The 17977-nt window shown below is 65.2% G+C and carries 8 protein-coding genes; 3 read left to right on the top strand and 5 right to left on the bottom strand.

Annotated features, from left to right (window positions below; all coding sequences use genetic code 11):
* Positions 1-578 precede the first annotated feature (578 nt).
* From GNT64_RS20400 to GNT64_RS20410, 3 genes are all read left to right on the top strand, one after another.
* Positions 579-3140 carry an SIR2 family protein gene (locus tag GNT64_RS20400; protein ID WP_156681160.1) on the top strand — a complete coding sequence of 854 codons (2562 nt, stop codon included), beginning with the start codon at positions 579-581 and terminating at the stop codon, positions 3138-3140.
* On the top strand, positions 3106-4608 hold the full coding sequence (locus GNT64_RS20405) for an argonaute/piwi family protein (protein WP_156681161.1): 1503 nt from the start codon (positions 3106-3108) through the stop codon (positions 4606-4608). Before GNT64_RS20400 ends, GNT64_RS20405 begins: the two co-directional genes overlap by 35 nt.
* Positions 4609-4920: 312 nt before the next feature.
* A complete protein-coding gene (locus tag GNT64_RS20410; RefSeq protein WP_156681162.1) occupies positions 4921-8400 on the top strand; it encodes a class I SAM-dependent DNA methyltransferase in 3480 nt (1159 codons plus the stop codon).
* Positions 8401-8502: 102 nt separating this feature from the next.
* Here the strand turns inward: GNT64_RS20410 and GNT64_RS20415 are convergent, their stop codons facing one another.
* The 5 genes from GNT64_RS20415 to GNT64_RS20435 all read right to left on the bottom strand — a co-directional run bounded on the left by GNT64_RS20415 (position 8503) and on the right by GNT64_RS20435 (position 17643).
* A complete protein-coding gene (locus tag GNT64_RS20415) occupies positions 8503-10836 on the bottom strand; it encodes a S8 family peptidase (protein ID WP_197277156.1) in 2334 nt (777 codons plus the stop codon).
* A 6-nt stretch (positions 10837-10842) separates the two neighbouring features.
* Entirely contained in the window at positions 10843-11814 is a 972-nt protein-coding gene (locus GNT64_RS20420) for an AAA family ATPase (RefSeq protein WP_231639123.1), read from the bottom strand.
* A 311-nt stretch (positions 11815-12125) separates the two neighbouring features.
* Positions 12126-15059 (bottom strand): MobF family relaxase, encoded by a 2934-nt coding sequence (mobF, locus tag GNT64_RS20425; protein ID WP_156681164.1) that lies wholly within the window; start codon positions 15057-15059, stop codon positions 12126-12128.
* A gap of 6 nt (positions 15060-15065) precedes the next feature.
* On the bottom strand, positions 15066-17381 hold the full coding sequence (locus GNT64_RS20430; RefSeq protein WP_156681165.1) for a type IV secretion system DNA-binding domain-containing protein: 2316 nt from the start codon (positions 17379-17381) through the stop codon (positions 15066-15068).
* On the bottom strand, positions 17371-17643 hold the full coding sequence (locus GNT64_RS20435) for a hypothetical protein (protein WP_231639124.1): 273 nt from the start codon (positions 17641-17643) through the stop codon (positions 17371-17373). Before GNT64_RS20435 ends, GNT64_RS20430 begins: the two co-directional genes overlap by 11 nt.
* Positions 17644-17977: the final 334 nt, after the last annotated feature.

Consider the following 17977-nt stretch of genomic DNA (forward strand, 5'->3'; position numbering starts at 1 on the left):
CGGAGTTGGTGGTGCGGACAGGCTGTTTTCGCGGTGATTCTTGGGTGGAGAACGGACCGGCCACTGTCCGGCGGTGGTCGTCGGTAAGCGGACGCTTGTTCATGTGGTGGTTCGAAGGTCCCGCCGCCTGTAGGCGGAGAAACGGCCTGCCCCAAGGGCCACTACCTATAGATATCCCAGTCTCCCCATCCCCAAAGCCACCTTTACTCACGTCCACGCCATCTGCACGGCCAGACGCGGATCATCGAGTCCTTGGCCGACCTCTAAGGTCGCGTGAAGACGGATCAGGCGGCGATCAGCGAGCTCCACTTTTCGGATGAATAGACCGACAGCTGGACCCTTCGACGGTGCCGAGCGAGGCAGTCGGCGGTTCAGCAGGCAACTTGCAGTCGGGAATCACGAACGTCGCGGAACCGCTTTTCGGCCGAGCGTTCCCGTCAGTCGGCCGCCCTCGCGGCCGAGGGTGTAGCCGGGTCGGATGCGAACGCACTCGCAACCCTAACCGCCAAAATCTTTGTTCATATCCTGTTCCTTCCGCGCTATGGTCGGTGGCTCTGGATACAACAGGCGGAGGGGAGATGTCCGCTCATCAGGCGTCCGTGAAAGTCCTGGCGTCGATCATGCGCGCCGAGAACGAGGCTCGACCCGTCCTGCTGCTCGGCGCGGGCGCATCGTTCTCCTCCGGCGTGCCCATGGCGGCGCCGAGCGTCATGAGGCTGGCGAAGCGCGTCTATGCCGATCGGGTCCTTGGGGGCTCCGTGCTGCCCGAGCAGGTCAAGCTGGCCGAGTGGCAGTCGTGGCTCCAAAGCCACTCCTGGTTTATAAGGGGCGACGACAGGCTCGCCGAGAATTTCCCGCTGGTGGTCGAGCATCTGCTCGTTCCCCGCGAGTACCGCGCTAGGCTGCTTCTCGACCTGCTCCGACCGGTCAACGGCGTGGGTCCGGGCTACCGTCGCCTCGCCGAGCTAGTGATGCGGGGGATCGTGCGGACGATCCTCACCCCCAACTTCGACACCTGCCTGCCCGACGCGCTGAACGACCTCCGCCCGCATATCCGTCACGTGGCCGAAGTGAACCAGGTCCCGGGCGACCTGCGGCAGTTCTCGCTCTACAACCGCGCCCAGATTGTCTGGCTCCATGGCAAGGCGGAGCAGTACACCGACCGCAACGAGCAGGGCGAGACTGAGCGCCTCGATCCGAGGCTGGTGAAGCAGCTCGTTCCGCTGCTCGAGAACTCGCCGCTCGTGGTCATCGGGTATCGCGGCTTCGAGCCGTCGATCATGGAAAGCCTGCTCGGGCGCAACGCCAAGGCCGCGCAACGCTACAAGAACGGCATCTACTGGTGCTCCCGGACGGGAGAGGCCCTCCACCCGAACGTCGAGACGCTAAGGCGGGCGATCGGCAGCAACTTCAAGCATCTGGAGATTGCCGGTTTCGACGAGCTGATGGATGATCTCGCCGTTGAGCTTGCAGGCGAGGACCTTTACCCGAGCGCGCGCGTCGCGGAGCTGCCCTCGGCCCCCCTTGCGTTCGACGACCAGCCCGTCGCAGACGCCTCGCTCGACGAGCTCGACCAGGCCCTAACGCTGGCTGTGATGAGGGAATATTGTGCCAAGCTCGGACGCGCTCCGGTGACGAGCGAGACGCTTCCCGCCCTGCTCGCCGAGCAGGGCCTGATCGTCAGGATCGCGGACCGGCACGTTCCGACGACCGGGTGCATCCTCCTCTTTGGCCGCAACCCGCAGGTGCGGTATCCCCACGCGGTGGTCGCGGCGACCGTCGCGGGCAAGAAGCGTCAGGTCATCGGCGGCAACCTGATCGGGCAGCGCCGGGCCCTGCTCGAACGTCTTGAGGATTCAGAGGTTAACTCGACAATCCGAGTTAAAGGCCGGACGCGCCACCAAGACACGCCGGCCTACGCCGGTCGCGCGCTCGTCGAGCTCATGGTCAACCTGCTGGTCCATCGGGACTACGAGGTAGGCGAGCCCGCGACCATCGACGTCAGGCCGGGATCGAGTATAACGTTCCAGAACCCTGGCGGGGTGCCCGAGGCACTGGCGAGGCGCCTTAAGGTGCAGGCGGACGGCCGATTCAGCCCCGAACCGGGTGGAACGGCGCTGCGAAATCGGGCTATCTGCGACGTATTTTTCGGCATGGAGGCGATGGAGCGGGCCGGGACCGGGCTGACGGACGTCGTCGAGCTGACTCGGGACCTTGGCGGTCACTCCACCTTCGCCCTGACCGAAGGCGGCTCCACCTTCCGCGCCACCGTGGCGCAGGCGAACGCGTCGGCGGGAAGCTCGAAGGTGGCGCGCGACGACCGGCCCGTCGGCACGTACGTCCTCAACGTGCTGCCCTTCGCGTCACTTCCGGATCGGGTCTCGATTGTGAAGCTGAGCGCGCCGCTGAGCTCCCGTCCGCGCGACCTGGCGCTGGGCGAGGCCGGGACGTTCATTCATCGCTCTGAGGACGAGCTCTGGTCGCTGGTGCCGCTGCCCGTGCTCAGCGCGGCGCTTGGCCCCTTGGTCGACAGGGGACGGAGTCGGGAGGTGTTACGGACGGCGATCGAGGAGGACGCCGAGGACCGCAAGGTGCTATCCTGGCTGCTACGCAAGCACTTCGAGCGCCATCTCGCGACGCTGGAGGGGTCAGGCCTGATCTTGGAGGGCGGCAAGCGCCGCCGCGCGTACTTCGAGGGCCGCAACGGTGGGCAGCGCCGCTTGGTCTACGACACTCCCAAGCGCCGCGGCGTGGCCCGGGACGTGGTGAAGCAGCGCGCGGAGGGACACCGGGCCTGGTTCGAGAACGAGGGCTTCGGCTACGAGATCACGCAGGTGGCGGGCGACTGGGCAGTGCGGATCAAGCCGTTCTACATGTTTACTGGGCGGGACGCGCGGCGGCCGCTGCCCGCTTTTGCCCGGACGTCCCGTGCTACGCGCCGCATGAAGCTCGATCGCAACAAGAACGTCGACGACGACCTGACCTTTTGGGGACGCTTCCTTTCCGGCGGACAGGCCACCATCGACATCGGCCATGACCATGTCGCCGACCTGATACTGGAGGGTGGGTTTTTGACCGTGGATGTCGCCGAGGAGGGATTGCTGGATGGCGATGAAGATCAAGATCGAGTGTCTGCCTGAGCCCAGGCTGACCTTCGGCGAAGGCGTGTACGGGCTGGAACCGCGCCTGGCCCTTCCGTCGGGCGGCCCGGCAGATGCCGGGCGCATCCCACAGGTCAGCATCGGCTTGATCGGTCCGGTCGACGACGTCCGCGCGGTCCGCGGCTGGCTCGGCCGCCTTGCCGGCTTCCTGCCAGCGACGGAGGGCAACGCACAGCGCTACCGCAACTGGCCTGGGACGGAGAGGGCGCTCGGCATCCGCTTTGTCGTCGAGGAGCGCTTCGTCCGGCCTGTCGACCAAGCCAAGTTGGACCTTGCGCGCGCGAAGGGAGCGACGCCGGACGGTTTCGAGGATCTGCTCGACCTGTTCGACAGCCGCATCCAGGGCATGTTTGGCGATAGCCGTCCCGATTGCATCGTGGTGTGCCTGCCCGACGAGCTCGGCGACCTGCGGGTCGAAAACGCGGGGCTGTCGCCCGCCGAACGCCGAGCACTGGAGTTTCTTCGCCGGGAGGAGGAGAGCGACCAGCTCGCGCTCTTCCAGCCCTCGCCGGAGGAGCTCGCGGCGGCCGAGGACCTGCGGACGCAAGCCGACGACCTGCTCTTCAGGACATTCTACCGGGCCCTCAAGGCGCGGGTGATGACGCACAACAATCCGGTTCCGCTGCAGGTGATCCGCCGGGACACCGTCGAGCGGCCCGGCGACAAGGGCCAGAGTCATGCCACGCGCGCGTGGAACCTGGCCGTGTCGCTTTACTACAAGGCCGGGGGGCTTCCGTGGCGCCCCGCGGACCTGCCCGAGAACGTGTGCTTTGTCGGCGTGTCGTTCCACCATCTCAAGAGGCGCGCCGGCAGCCTCGTCTACGCCAGCGTCGCCCAAGCCTTCTCGACCGACGTGGAGCCGTTCGCGCTGAAGGGCGCCACCATCGAGCACGACCAGCGTCGCGACCGCCAGCCCTACCTCACCGCCGACCAGAGCGCGTCCCTGCTGCGCGATGTGCTGGAGAAGTACGAGAGCCAGACCGGCGTGCTGCCGAGCCGCGTGGTGGTCCATAAGACCACCAAGTACCAGCCGGAGGAAGAGGAAGGGTTCCGCCGCGCCACCGCGGGGCGGGTCCCCGCTTGCGAATTGGTGTGGATCCGGAGCACGTCCTTCCGCCTCGTTCGTAAGGGTCAGCAGGAACCATGGCGCGGCACGCTCTGCACCGTCGGGGCCGAGCATTACCTCTTCACCAGCGGCTATGTGCCGTGGTGGAACGAGTATCCAGGACCGCACATTCCGGCTCCCGTCGAGATCGGAACGGCGGGGTCTTCGGACATGCGCCAGCGCGCCACCGAGATCCTCGCGCTGTCCAAGATGAACTGGAACACTAGCGAGGGCCTCTCCCGCTATCCGATCACACTGTCCTTTGCGAAGAAGGTCGGGCAGCTCATGACCGAGCTGTCGGAGAACCAAGCCCCAAACCCATCCTACCGCTTCTACATGTGAGCCGTGGCCGAAGCGCTTCAGGGCTGGGCTGCGGCGCTCCCTTAGGCGGCTGCCGCGTCCCGCGCGCCTTCGGGCCGGACGACCATGCCCGGGCGTGCCACCCAGAAGTCTTGAGACCCGTCTGCGAAATCCTCTACGTTCTCGCCTCCTTGACTGGGCGCCGAACGAGGTGGCGCCTTCTCAGGGCTTGGCACCGCCGAGAAGCGATCTGTCTGCATCCGGCTCAAATCGGGCCACGACGCTCCGCGTCTCCCGCTCGTGGTGGCCCTTTCCTTTTCGGAAACGGAACTCCAAGGTGCTCGCGGAGGGCACGTGAACGCTGACGAATTTATCGCCAAGTGGCAGGGATCAGGAGGCAACGAGCGCGCCAACACGCAACTGTTCGTGACCGATCTGTGCGCGCTGCTCGGCGTCGAACGGCCGCAGCCGACGCAAAGCGACACCGCACGTAACGATTACGTGTTCGAGCGCCACGTCGTGAAGACCGAGATCGACGGCGCGACCTCGAACGGGTGGATCGATCTCTACAAGCGCGACTGCTTTGTCCTGGAGGCCAAGCAGGGCAGCGCAGCAGACGCCGCCGCCGTCGACGCTGGGAAAGGCGACAGCTTGCGCGACCTGTTCGGCCAAACCGCCGCCGAGCGCTTCAAGCGCGGCATGGCTCGGCGCGGCACCGAGCAGTGGACCGGCGCGATGCTGCGCGCGGCCGGGCAAGCCGACGGCTATGCCCGGGCGCTTCCCGATGGTCACGACTGGCCGCCGTTCCTGTTGGTCAGTGACGTCGGCTACTGCATCGACCTCTATGCCAACTTCGCCCGCGATGGGCGGCCCTACGCACCGTTCCCCGACCGGCGCCGCTACCGGATCACGCTTGAGGAATTGCGCGACGAGGACGTGAGAGCGCGCCTCGCTGCTATCTGGACAGCGCCGATGAGTCTCGACCCATCGGTCGAGGCGGCTCGCGTGACGCGCGAGGTGGCCGATCATCTCGCTGTGCTGGCGAAGGATATCGAGGCGCGCGAGCAGAACGCTGACCGCGTCGCCGCCTTCCTGATGCGGCTGCTGTTCACGATGTTCGCCGAGGACACCGGGCTGATCCCAAAGAAGAGCTTCAGCGCGCTGCTGAAGAAGGTCCGCGACCGGCCGGAGAACCTGCCGCCACAACTCACCGACCTATGGAAAGCAATGGACAAGGGCAACTTCGCCCATTCGCTCGGCGAATCTGGCGAGACTGTGCGGCGGTTTAACGGGTACCTGTTTAAGGACACCACTGCCATCGCGCTGACGGCCGGCGAGATAGACGTGCTGATCAAGGCTGCCAAGGCCGACTGGCGCCAAGTCGAGCCGGCGATCTTCGGCACGCTGCTCGAACGCGCGCTCAACCCGAAGGAGCGCGCCAAGCTCGGCGCGCACTACACGCCGCGCGCCTATGTCGAGCGACTGGTCGGGCCGACGATCATGGAGCCGCTGCGCGAGGACTGGCTCGGCGCGCGCACCTCGGCGATGGAGGCGGCAGAGGCCGGCGACCGCGAGAAGGCGCGGCTGCTGGTCGAAGCCTTCCATACGAAGCTCGCGCAGACCAAGGTGCTCGATCCTGCCTGTGGCACCGGCAACTTCCTCTACGTGGCGATGGCGCGGATGAAGGAGCTTGAGGGCGAGGTGCTGGAGCTACTCGAGGAGTTGGGCGACGCGCGCTACCTCGCGGAGCTGGGCGGACATACGATCACGCCCGAGAACTTCCTTGGCATTGAAATCAACCCGCGCGCGGCGGCAATCGCACAGCTGGTGCTCTGGATCGGCTACCTGCAGTGGCATTTTCGGGTGAATGGAGAGGAGCGGATGCCCGAACCGCCGGTGCTGCGCGACGTGAAGACGATTATGGAGGCTGACGCCCTGCTGGAGTGGGATGACCGAGTTTTAGTGCGAGACGAACGCGGTGCACCCGTTAGCATTTGGGATGGAACCTCCATGAAGAAGCATCCGGTCACAGGACGGCTCGTGCCGGACGAAGCAGGGCGCCGAGAGGTGTATCGCTACGTGAACCCGAAGCGGCGTTCGTGGCCGAAGGCCGACTTCATCGTCGGAAATCCGCCGTTCATCGGAAGCAAGCGAATGCGGAAACGCTTGAGTTCGCCGTATGTCGATGCGGTTCGGACGGCGTACCATGATCTGTCCGGCGAGATCGACTTCGTGACTTATTGGTGGGCTCGGAGTGCTGCACTCGCGGCTAAAGGCCACGTTCGCGCCTTTGGCCTAATCACGACGAAGACGATTGCTCAGTCGAGCAATCGTCCTGTCCTCCGTCAGTATTTAGAAGCAGGTGGTGAGGGACTGCGAATGGCGTTCGCAATCCCCAATCACCCTTGGCACGATCCTGAAACAACGGCGGCGGTCAGGATCGCGATGACCGTGGGAGTGAGGGGTGAAGGCAAAGGCCGGCTGTCCACGATCAAGTTCGAGCGGCGACAAAGACGGGAGGCTATACTTGAATTCGAAGACAAAATCGGCGTCATTAACATCGATCTGACCATAGGCCCAAACGTCGCGGCCGCTAAGGCACTCAAAGCAAATTCGGGGATTTGCTGGATGGGCGTGAAGATGTCAGGCGATGGGTTTAAATTTGGATCTGCGGAGAGAGTGAAATTCCTCCAAGCTGGAATTCCGCCGTTCCGTATGCCCCTGGTGATTGCGGGTACCGACATCACGGAGGCCCAAAGCGAAACGTTCGCATTCGACTTCTTCGATGTCGAAAGCGGAGACGCATTGCTGAGGGATTATCCCGCTGCGTTTCAGCATCTGTATGATCATGTGAAGCCAGAGCGCGATGAAAATGACCGCGAACAATATCGGCTGAATTGGTGGCGTTTCGCCGAAACCCGTCCGCGCCTACGGAGCTCGGTACGCGGCTTAGGGCGCTACATCGTCACCTCGGAAACGTCATCGCATCGATTCTTCAAGTTCAACTCGGCGGACGGTGTCCTCGCAGACGGCTCGGTCATCGTCACTGCCTCGGACGACGCATGCACGCTCGGGCTCGTTTCAAGCCGAGCGCACGTCGTTTGGGCGCTGAGAGCCGGCGGACGGATGGGCGCTGGCGATGACCCTCGGTATCAGAACGAAGTTTGTTTCGATCCCTTCCCCTTCCCGGACTTCTCCGACGAGACCCTCAGAGCCCGCATCCGCGATGCCGCGGAGAAGCTCGACGGCCTGCGCAAGGAGGTGCTCGCGCGCCACGCGGACCTGACGCTGACCAAGCTTTACAACGCGCTCGAAGCGCTCCGCGCGACCGAGGCGGCGGGGGCGGTGCTTGGCGATAGGGAGCGCGATCTGACCGAGCGCGGGTGCGTGTCGCTGATCCGGCATTATCACGACGAAATCGACGCGGCGGTGTCCGAGGCTTACGGGTGGCCAGCCGACGTGTCAGACGACGCAATCCTCGAGCGGCTGGTCGCGCTGAACAAGGAGCGGGCGGCCGAGGAGGCTAAGGGCAAGGTGCGCTGGCTGCGACCTGAGTTCCAGGCGCCCGCTTATGTTGCGCCGGCCGAGCAGGTGGCGCTGGCGCTGCCCGAGGACGAGCGGCCGAGTGCCGAGGTTCTCGAATGGCCGGGCGCGTTGCCCGAACAGGTCGTGGCGGTGGCGGGTGTGGTTGGTCGCGCGGCGAAACCTCTGGGCGCGGGTGAGGTCGCCCGGGCGTTCAGGGGCAAGCGGGCGGCTACGGTGGCGCCAGTGCTCGACGCGTTGGCGGGCATAGGACGTGTGCGCAAACTGGAAGATGGCCGCTACGCGGCGTGAGCCGTTCCGGGCCACATAGCGCTTAGGTGTTTGCGTCGCGAGTTGAACGGGCGAGTGTGGGTCGTACTGATAAACGCGTCTTAGGCGACCGCGAGCGCAGCCCTAGACGCGCACCCGCTGCCTCATTCGCTCGTATAGGCGAACCTCGGCTTCGTGGGCGATCTCGACCACGACGGCGAACGCCTGGTTCGCGACCTCTCCCGCCCATCCTCCGGCACATCGCACCACCAGATGATACGTATCACCGTAGGTACTTACATCCCGCTGGAAGGTTGCCGTCGCCGTCTGCAGGCTGGATTTCTCCCGCAATGTCGGTCCCGGCTCAAGGCCGCAGTTGAAGCGCGCAGCCATGTCGGGGAAACGTCCCTCCGCCGCCGTGCGGCGTCTGAAATGCTCGAAGATCAGATCGGGCTGGCAGCCCCGGATCAGCCGAAAACCCATCGTCAGCCCAGCATAGTCGCGGCGCGTGTGCCGGACCGGGGGATCATAGGCAAGACTGACGCGGATCGTGCGGCGACCACGCTCCGTTTGGAATGCCTCCGGGATCGGGATCTGGTAGACCGCGAAATGATCAACCGCCAGTTCGTCCTCAGCATAGAGAACTACACGGGAGTCGTCAGAAAAGGCTGCACGTTCCAGATCCACGACACCGTGTCCGCATATCGCCTGCTGCGCGTCAGCACCAAGCAATTGAAGCCTGGCGCGCGCTTCGGCCGGAACGGTGGTGCTGCCGGCCAACAGCGCTCTGACAAGGTTGGCGGAGGCTTCCGGAAAACGACCGAGGACCTGCGCCGCCTTGAACGCGACGAGCGGGGCTGAATATGACGTACCCGATCCGGCAGCGAAAAGACGATCAGCGGGGCGGTAATGCAGCGACATGACGCCAGCCTCCGCCAGTTGCTCACCCCCTCTCAGCGCCATTACAACGGGATCGTAGATCAGCGTGCCGCCTATATCCACAACGTCTGGCTTGATCGCACCTCGCAAGCCGGGACCAACGCGGGAGAAGGGCGAGGGCTCGTTGGCAAGCGTGATCGGTCGGACCCCGACATTGTCAGCCACACGAGGCCCAATACCGTCGCCGTGCGATAGCGCGCCGACAGTGACAACGTTCATAGCGCCCGCCGGCTCGCACAATCGATTTGCCGGCTCGGTCAGATACCCCGGATACTCCGTCACCGCCTGCTCGATCCGGTTCCCCGACCGGGGCGGGCGGTTGCCAGCCGACACGATGATGACGACGTCCAGCTCGCGCACCAACTCGTCGAGCGTCGCCGCCCAAGGACCGACCTTGCCACCGTCGTAGATACGTCGCGCATCTCCAAGCGCGATGACAAAGATACGGCAGCCATAGTCCGTGTTGAGCCGGCCGATCGCCTCGCGCATTTGTCGCGGCGTTAATCGACGGTCCGGAAAAGCTCCCCGATTATCGACGACTTTGGCCGAACAGAGCCGAGCACCGCGGTCGAGGGTCGCGGCGGCGAGCTGGCCGCGTAGATCGCCGAATGTCGCGATACCGGCAACCCGGGTGCCATGCCCGAAATCGTCGGCAGTGCCGAGCGTGTCGGGGACGCCGATCGCGCCCACGAGGATATCGGCTATGAGCGGGTGGTCGTTCACACCGCTGTCGATGATCCCGATCAGCGGCGCGTCGTCAGCCACGTCGCCAAGGGGCGGCAACTCGGCAAATTCGAGCGGCATGGCTTGCCCGGTCGCGATGTCCGGCGTCGGCGGAATGTCGATCTCCGCCAGCGCATCGGTGCCCAGCAACGTGCGCACGACGGCACCGTCGCAGCGCAACCGGACCATGCTGATCGAGGGACCGACGTAGCGGTCCAGTTCCTCGCCACCGCGCGCATCGGCATAGGCGACGACATCATCCAGCGCCCGGGTGCGCAACTCGCGCCGACCAAGATCCCACAGCTCGACATCGACCGTGTAGGATTCGCCTGGCTGGAAGTCCTCGGGGGCGGTGAACCCAGCCTCTCGAGCACGTATGCCGATCCGATCGCGCGGTTCGACGGCACCGATGGTTTCGATACCACCGATGAATGCGGCATAGGCCGGCGCCTGACGACCGGGCTGCGCCCCTCGCGAGAAGGCGGCAAGCCGCTCGCGAAACGCGGTCATGTCATCGGTACTGGAGAACAGGACCAGCGTCCGATCCTCGTCGCTGGACAGCACGGTGAGGCCGAGCTGGTTCCAGTCTTCCTCTAGAAGTGCGCCGGTCATTTGCACGCGCAAGATCAGCGAAGGGTCGACGAACTCCGGTGGTCGGCGACGCTGCTGTGTTTGCACCGCATCATCGAGTTCATTGCCGAGACGCTGGCTGTGCCCCGCCGGATCGGGACGCTCGACGGCCCTACCGCCGCCTTGCCGCCGACGCTCGAACCGCTCGGGTAACCGCAGGAGTTGAAGGTGATCGTAGCGGGGCAAGCGCGGTCAGTTTGATCGCATAAGCCGGGCATTGCCTTTGCGTCGGCGTCGCTCCTCGGCAATCGCCGCGCGAAAGTCATTCTCCCTGACTTCCTTCCGATTGTCGATCACAGCCGACTTCATCGCCTGAACGCTGATCCGCTCCAACTCCGCATAGGAGTAGCCATCGAGTTCGGATGCCCGCGATGTCGGATCGAACGAGGCGACAACATTCTTGAACCGCATCCGAAGGAACTTGCGGATCATCGCCGGCTCGGGACGATCGAACCAGATCACTTCGTCAAAGCGACGCCAGATCGCGGGATCGAGGCTCTGGTCAAGGTTCGTGGCGGCAATCAGGAAGCCTTTAGGCTGGATGCGATCGATAAAAATAAGCAGGCTGTTAACGACTCTGCGCAGCTCATTGTGTTCGCCGGCCTCGTCACGCGCGCGCGCCAAGGCGTCGAACTCGTCGAAGAACAACACCGATGGCTGCTTGCGCGCAAACTCGAAGATCTTGCGTACGTTGGTCGCTGTCTCGCCCAGATAGGACGATATCAGCCGATCAAGCTTGACGATGTAGAGGGGCAGCCCCAGCTCAGCAGAGAATACCTCAGCGGTCAGCGTCTTGCCGCAGCCGGGAGGGCCACAAAACAGCATCTTCGAGCGAACTGGGAGCCCGCGGCGCCGGATTTCATCTGCCCGACGGAACTCCTTCAGCAGGCTCGCAAAAACGCGGATGTTATCACTTGCCAGAACGACATCGTGCTTGTCGTGATGCGGCTCGACCAACTCGATGAAGTCGCCGGCCGCCTCAGGAAACGGTATCAGCGGTGCCAGCGCCTTAGGCTTAGCAGGACGAGCCGGACCGGCTTCTAACGTCCGCCGCAGGGACCGAGCGAGCACGCGGTTGTTCTTCTTTTCCTCCTCGTCGATGATAAGCTCCGCTACCGCTCGGAACTCATCATCCCGACCGTGGCTGGCGAACAGCTTCTTCATCAACTCGCCGCGTGCCATTTCGCCTTTGCCGTCGTCCCGTCGTTCAATCGCGCTGCGATTGTACCGGGTTGGGTGCCGGAAATCGATGTCCTCATCAACCGGTATTCGACCGCACCGCCGACAAGGCACACATCACGGCGGCTGCGCTGGCGTACGAGGCTGCCATACCGACTAGCTCTCCGCTGGTCAGTGCCCGTTCTCGCGTTGAGCAGAGGCCCCTCTAATATGGTGAATGAGCGTCCGGAGTCGGGATGCATGCCAAGGGCGCTGAACGGCCAGGGTTGGGTCTCCTTGCCCGTCAAAGCCTCAAATCAGATCCCGATCTCATATGGCTTAGTCCGGCCCTGATCAGCCTCGATCGATCTCTCCGGGGGTTGAGGGACATTGCCAGGACGCGACCGCTCGTCCGTTCCCACCCGCCCGTCTCGAACGTTGCCCGTGGTCTCGAGCGCCGAGGACTTGCCTCCGGCGTTGCGAGATAACTGCCGCTCGAGCTTGCTCGCGCGATCGACAACCAGCGTCAGCGCGTCCCGCAACCGGGTTACCGTCACCAGAAACGTCTGCTGGTTCACGAGCCTCGTGTCGCGCGTCTCCATGACCGCGATGCCCTGATCCGAGGTCAAACCTTGGGCCATGTGCGCGTTCAACGCGTAGGCGAGATCGAGGCGCTGGAGCATCGGATCGTCGCGGAGAAGGGCAACCTTCGTTCCCTGCGACGTCTCCATAGTGACCCGCTTTCCGTCGATCGACACGACCCGCGCCTGGTCGGCGTTGAACAGCCCCCTATCGCGGTCGTTCGCCGTCCAGCGAATACGGTCGCGTTCGTGCAGCTGGAGCGTCTTCGCCTCATAGAGCTGGACCAGGCTCTCGGTCGGGCGGGTGTGCAGCTTCTCCGGCCGAAAAACCCGCTCTTGGCCACGCGACAAGCGGAGCGTTACCGTTCCGCGCGCATGGTCGACCGCCTCGACGACAGCGCGTGCCCGGGGTACCCGCTGCGCCTTCTGCGATCGGGTGATCTCGACCACCATGCCGAGCTCATAATGCTGGGTGTTGCGCAGCTGCTCGTCGGTCAGGCTGACGCGATCGAGCACCGTCAGCGCGATGCTGCCGGGACCGATCTCACCACGCGCGACCAGGCCCTCCTGCACGGCGCTATTGATCTCGCCGCGTAATCTCCGCCCCGATGCGTAGATGGCCGTGCGGGCGCGCTCATCCATTGGCAGCGCCAGCCAACGCTCGGCCGCTTCCGCGCTGGCGCGCCCCGGTGCCTCGATCGTGAACGGTGCTAGCGCCTCCATCGCGCGATCGACCGCGCCGATCTGTGCGGCGGCCGCCGCTGTTCGGACGGCGTCCCCCCGCGCGCGCAGATTCTGGCTCATCTGCGCGGTGGGAGCACCTGCCTGCTGCATCAGCGAGAAGGGCTTGCCTGCATCGACCGCGCCCAGCTGGCGCGCGTCCCCAACGAGCGCCATCCGCCCGACACCGATCAGATTGGCAATTTGGACAAGCTTCAACTGGTCCATGTTCGACAGCATGGACGCTTCGTCGACAAGGATCGCGGCACCACCAAGCGAGCGCCGGGCATCCGCCAGTGCCGAGCGGTCAGGCGAGCTCCCCAGCAGCTTCTCATGGGATTTCAGGAAGCGCGCCACGGTCATCGATGGGATGCCGGTCTCGCGTTCGAGCATCTGGACGAGGGTGTTCTGCACGGCGAGCCCGATGACCTGCTGGCCGGTCTTGCTGATAATTTGGGCGGCAGGTGCAAGCACGCTGCTCTTGCCCGCGCCGGCCACGCCCTGGATGGCGACGATCCGGTCAGGGGAGGCGAGGAGCATGGTGCCTGCCGCGATCTGGCCCGGGTTCAGCGTAATGCCCGACTGTGCTTCGGCCACCTCTTGAAGCCGTCCCGGCGCGCCCGCGCTGGCGACATATTCGCGGCCGCTGCCACGCCCCTGATCGACCTCGCCGAGGATACGGCGCTCGGTCGCCATCGCACCGGCCGTCGTCATCATGTCCTGGTGCCGTCCTGTCCCGCGGATCAGCTGTCCTTCGCGGGTGAGCGCTTCCACTCGTCGCTCGATTGCATCGATGCCGGTGGGCAGCCCAACGTCGAGCGCGGCCTTGTAGATGTCGGTGATCGAGAAGGCCGCCTCACGCTGCTCAAGGTGGCGGAGCGCGGAGGCAACAGCATGCGCCGCGACGACAGCATCGGCTTTCATCTGGTTGAGCGCGCGCGGCAAATACGGGTCGCTCCGCGCTATGCCGAGACGTTCGCCCAAAGTCGTCACGAGGGCGCGGCCGCGCTCCGCAACGGAGCCCACGGCCTCCGCGAGTCGGGACCAGGGCGTAGAGGGAGCGGCTGCCTTGGAATCGGCTCGGCCGATCAGATCGGGAAGGTCCAGCCCGATAGCGGCAGCACTCTCGCGCCAGGCGCCATACAGCGCCGCGCGATCCGCAACCGGGGCCTTGTCAGGCCGGGTCATCAGGGTCGCCGCATCGAAAGCCGCGGGCGTGCTGACGCCCATTTCCGCGACTTTGGCGAGGATCTGCTGGCGCCGCGTGCTGAACGCCATCAGCGCGTTGCGCGTCAGCCCGGCCGCTTCGAAGTTGCCGTGCTTGGAGCGATCGCCGACCTGGTAGCCGAGCGCTTCGACACGCTCACGAAAGCCCGCCATGGCAATCGCATTGAGCAGGGTGTTGAGCTGCCAGAGCTTGCCGTTGTGGAGCGCGCGCCACTTGCCGTCGGGACTCTGGGTGACGTTGGCGACGACGGCATGGAGGTGGGCTTGGGGATCCTGGGCGCGGCTCGTATCATGCTCGAACAGGGCCGCGACGAGATTGCCGGTGGCGACGACCTTATCCTTGCCCTTCACCTCCATGCGGGTTTCGGCGGCGTTACGCTCCGCCCAGGCGAGCGTGTCCTTCACGGCTTGCCGGTAGGCGTCGATGATCCGCCGGTCGCCGCCGACCAGCGCCAGCAGTGACCAGCTCTTGGGCAGCGAGAAGGTGAGATCCACCCCCGCGCTGTGGCGGTCTATGGTTCCGACCTGGGCGCCGTTCGGGAGCGTGCCCTGGAGCAACGCCTTGAACACGTCCTTGTCGACGACACCCTCCAGCCCGAGCGCCGCCGCCCCCTTGCCGACCCACTCGCCCGACGTCTCCGCCTCGCCGGCCGTGTAGTAATTGTCGGAGGCGAAATAGCCGGCCGCGCCCTTGGCGGAGCGCACGCTCGCTACGGACAGCATGGCTGATCACAGACCCAGATCGGGATCGTCAACGGGTTCATGCTCGGACGGCGCGACGCCCTCCTTCAGCTCACGCAAGGAGATGTTCTCCTGGCCCGAAAGAGGTCGGACCGCTCGCGCGGGATCGGCCGTGCCGGGCCGTCCATCCGGCGGCACCGTCGTGCTGCTGGTGGGCTCGTCCTGAGAGCCCGACGACGGCTTCTCAGAGGAAACAGGTTTGGCGAGCGCAGGGGATGCCTTCCCTGCTGGGTGCCGCGGCTCCTTTCCGCCGCGGGTGAACAGGAAGGGGTCCTCCGCAGGCAAGCGCGGGCCGCCGAGCGCAGGGTTGAGCATTCTTGTTGCGCCCTCCGCACTGCCGCGCGGGTCATCTGCGATTGGTGGCTCGCTCATCGGCGAGCCACCGCCGGCCTCTCGTTCGCGCGCATTGCTCGGCCCTGGCCCCTGATCATTGGCACCGGGATTTGCAGTACCGCCCTCGGGCGGACCGTCCGCCGCATCGCCAACCTGCAGCGGAGCCGGTTGTGGCGTCCGGGAGCGCGGGATGAAGGGCTCGGCGATGCTGGGGAAGCCGACATAGCGGAGACGGATCGGTGCGGCCGGAAAGCCGTCCGGATACTTCAGATAGCCCTGCAGTCTCGGCAGGTTCATCAGCTGGTCGGGCAGCAGCAGCGGCTCGATCTGCCGCCTGGGCGTCAGGCTGACGGCATCGCGGGCGTTGTTGTAGCCGTAGCTATAGCCCTCCTCCATCTCGCGAAACTGGCGGTGACCGATGAAGTCAGAGCACCAGGTGGCGGACTCCCGGTCGGCGGTCGCGAGGACCAGCTTGGTGCGGGCGAGCGCGGCCAGTGTCATCGCCATGTTGTCGCCGTAGGTCTCCTTGAGCTTGGCATAGGCATGGACCCCGACCACGATCGCACCGCCATAGTTGCGCGCCGTCTGCAGGCCTTTCTCGAGCGCGGGCAGTCGGTGTAGCGCCCCCAGCTCATCGAACAGGAACCACAGCCGGAGGTCGGAGCTACGCGGCGCCGCCATCAGCGTGTTCATCGCCGTATCCATCCAGACGGTGAGCAGGCGCGAGGCGACCGCCATGTCGACATAGCGGGCGGACACGAACAGGAAGCCGCCCGGTGCGCCTTCGCCTTCCACCCAGTCACGCACCGAGAAAAGCGGCCCAGTGGTCGGCAGCATGCGCAGCGCCTTGGCGTTGGCGTTGAACACGGCGCGGATCGATTCCGCCATGCGCGCAGCCTCCGGAGCGGTCAGCGGGTCGGCGACCGTCCCCTCCATCAGCCGGTGCACATGGGCGAGGCTGGCGGTCATCAATTCGGACGAGAGCGCCTGGTTGGTCGCCCTGCCGTCAGCCTTGAGCTTGAGGCACATCTCCACGAACAGCATGCGGGCGGCGAGCACCCAGAACTGTTCGGAACCGCCGCCGTCATGCGGCACCAACGCTTCGGCGGCGGCTGTGAACGCGGCCTCGTCGGAGCAGTCCTCGAACACCGACCACTGCGGGCATCGCGCGTCCAAGGGGTTCAGGATCACGTCGCGGGCGGGGTCGTAGAACGCCTCAATGAAGGCGCCGGTCAGGTCAAAGATCACCGCGCGATGGCCGCGCGCGCGGACCTGGGCGAGGAGGTCGCGGAGCGCCACGGTCTTGCCTGTGCCGGTCGTGCCGATCAGCATCGCGTGGCTCTGTTCGAGGCGCCACGGGAAGGGCACGCCGGCGAGTGTGTAGGGTTCATACAGGCTCGCGGCGCGACGCTCGGCGGGCGAGGCCAAGCGCCAGCCGCGACCGAGCAGGCGGCGATATTCGCTCGCCCGTTCCGCGCGATTGTGGGTGTCGATCTCGCCGACTAGCGCCGGGTAGGTCGCGAGCGTCGCACCGCGCTCGTGACGGCTTTCCTTGGAGCGCCGGCCGAACCATGCGGCGATCCAGCCAAAGGCCATCGTCGCCGGCACAGTGATAAAGGCGGCGAGGGTCGCGCCGGCCCGGACAGCCCCCATGCACTTGGTCCAGGCGGCAACCATCATCGGGGTCTTGGCCGCAGTTGCGATCGGCACGAGCAATCGGCCGCCATCCGTGGCCAGATTGACCTGCTTCGTCGGATCAAACTCGAACCATGTATACCCTCCGACATAGAGCCGCATCCAGCAAAGGTAGCTCTCATGGTCGTTGAGCGCGGCATTGACCCGCCACCAGATCAGACCACCGAATGTCGCCAGCGCGAGCAGCATCGGGCCTTTCAGGCCGGCTGCGAACATGAAGCCGAAATGCCCGATCAGCTGGCTGCCGCGGGTGAAGTTGACGAGCTTATGCCGCATCGGAACGGCCCTCCTCGGCAAGGCGCTCGCGCCACAAGCGGATCATCGTCGGGCGTAGCTCCGGATCCGGATGAGCATTGAGCAGGCCATCCATCGCAATGGCGATGAACAGGATCTGCTCGCGCTGTTCGGTGACCTGATCCGGCCCGCCGGCGAGCTCACGGCGCACCATCGCGCGCAGCAACTTGCCGGTGTCAGTATTGCGCTCGGCGGCGAGCGCGAGGATGTCGGCGCGCATCTGGTCGCCGACCCTGAAGTTCATGTTGTTACGGTACGACATTCACGTTCTCCGAAGTGTCGGAGGAGCGTGGTCGCGCTTCGAAAGGCAGCATCCGTGTAACAGGCCGCCCAGCCTGTAGGAAAACGCTTTGTTCGGGGTTCCTGCGAAGCTGGTTAAGGAAGATCAGGCACTTAGCTTTGTCTTACGGCGTAAAGCGATCGTGGACTGGCCTTGTTTACGGAAATTGGCACTGGCAATCAGCTGCTTATCCCCGGCGGCGCGCCGCATAGGGTGTGCTCCCTTTGCCCCAGATGGTCCGAGTGTTGCGGGTGATGATGTGTGACGAGGATCCGGCAATCTGACCGGTGTTTCCGGC

This window comes from Sphingomonas profundi (genome assembly GCF_009739515.1).
Taxonomy (GTDB): domain Bacteria; phylum Pseudomonadota; class Alphaproteobacteria; order Sphingomonadales; family Sphingomonadaceae; genus Alterirhizorhabdus; species Alterirhizorhabdus profundi.

Excerpts from the sequence above, each read along its gene's own strand:
- GNT64_RS20400 (WP_156681160.1), top strand. The coding sequence starts at position 579 with ATGTCCGCTCATCAGGCGTCCGTGAAAGTCCTGGCGTCGATCATGCGC.
- GNT64_RS20405 (WP_156681161.1), top strand. The coding sequence starts at position 3,106 with ATGGCGATGAAGATCAAGATCGAGTGTCTGCCTGAGCCCAGGCTGACC.
- GNT64_RS20420 (WP_231639123.1), bottom strand. The coding sequence starts at position 11,814 with ATGAAGAAGCTGTTCGCCAGCCACGGTCGGGATGATGAGTTCCGAGCG.
- mobF (WP_156681164.1), bottom strand. The coding sequence starts at position 15,059 with ATGCTGTCCGTAGCGAGCGTGCGCTCCGCCAAGGGCGCGGCCGGCTAT.
- GNT64_RS20430 (WP_156681165.1), bottom strand. The coding sequence starts at position 17,381 with ATGCGGCATAAGCTCGTCAACTTCACCCGCGGCAGCCAGCTGATCGGG.
- GNT64_RS20435 (WP_231639124.1), bottom strand. The coding sequence starts at position 17,643 with ATGAACTTCAGGGTCGGCGACCAGATGCGCGCCGACATCCTCGCGCTC.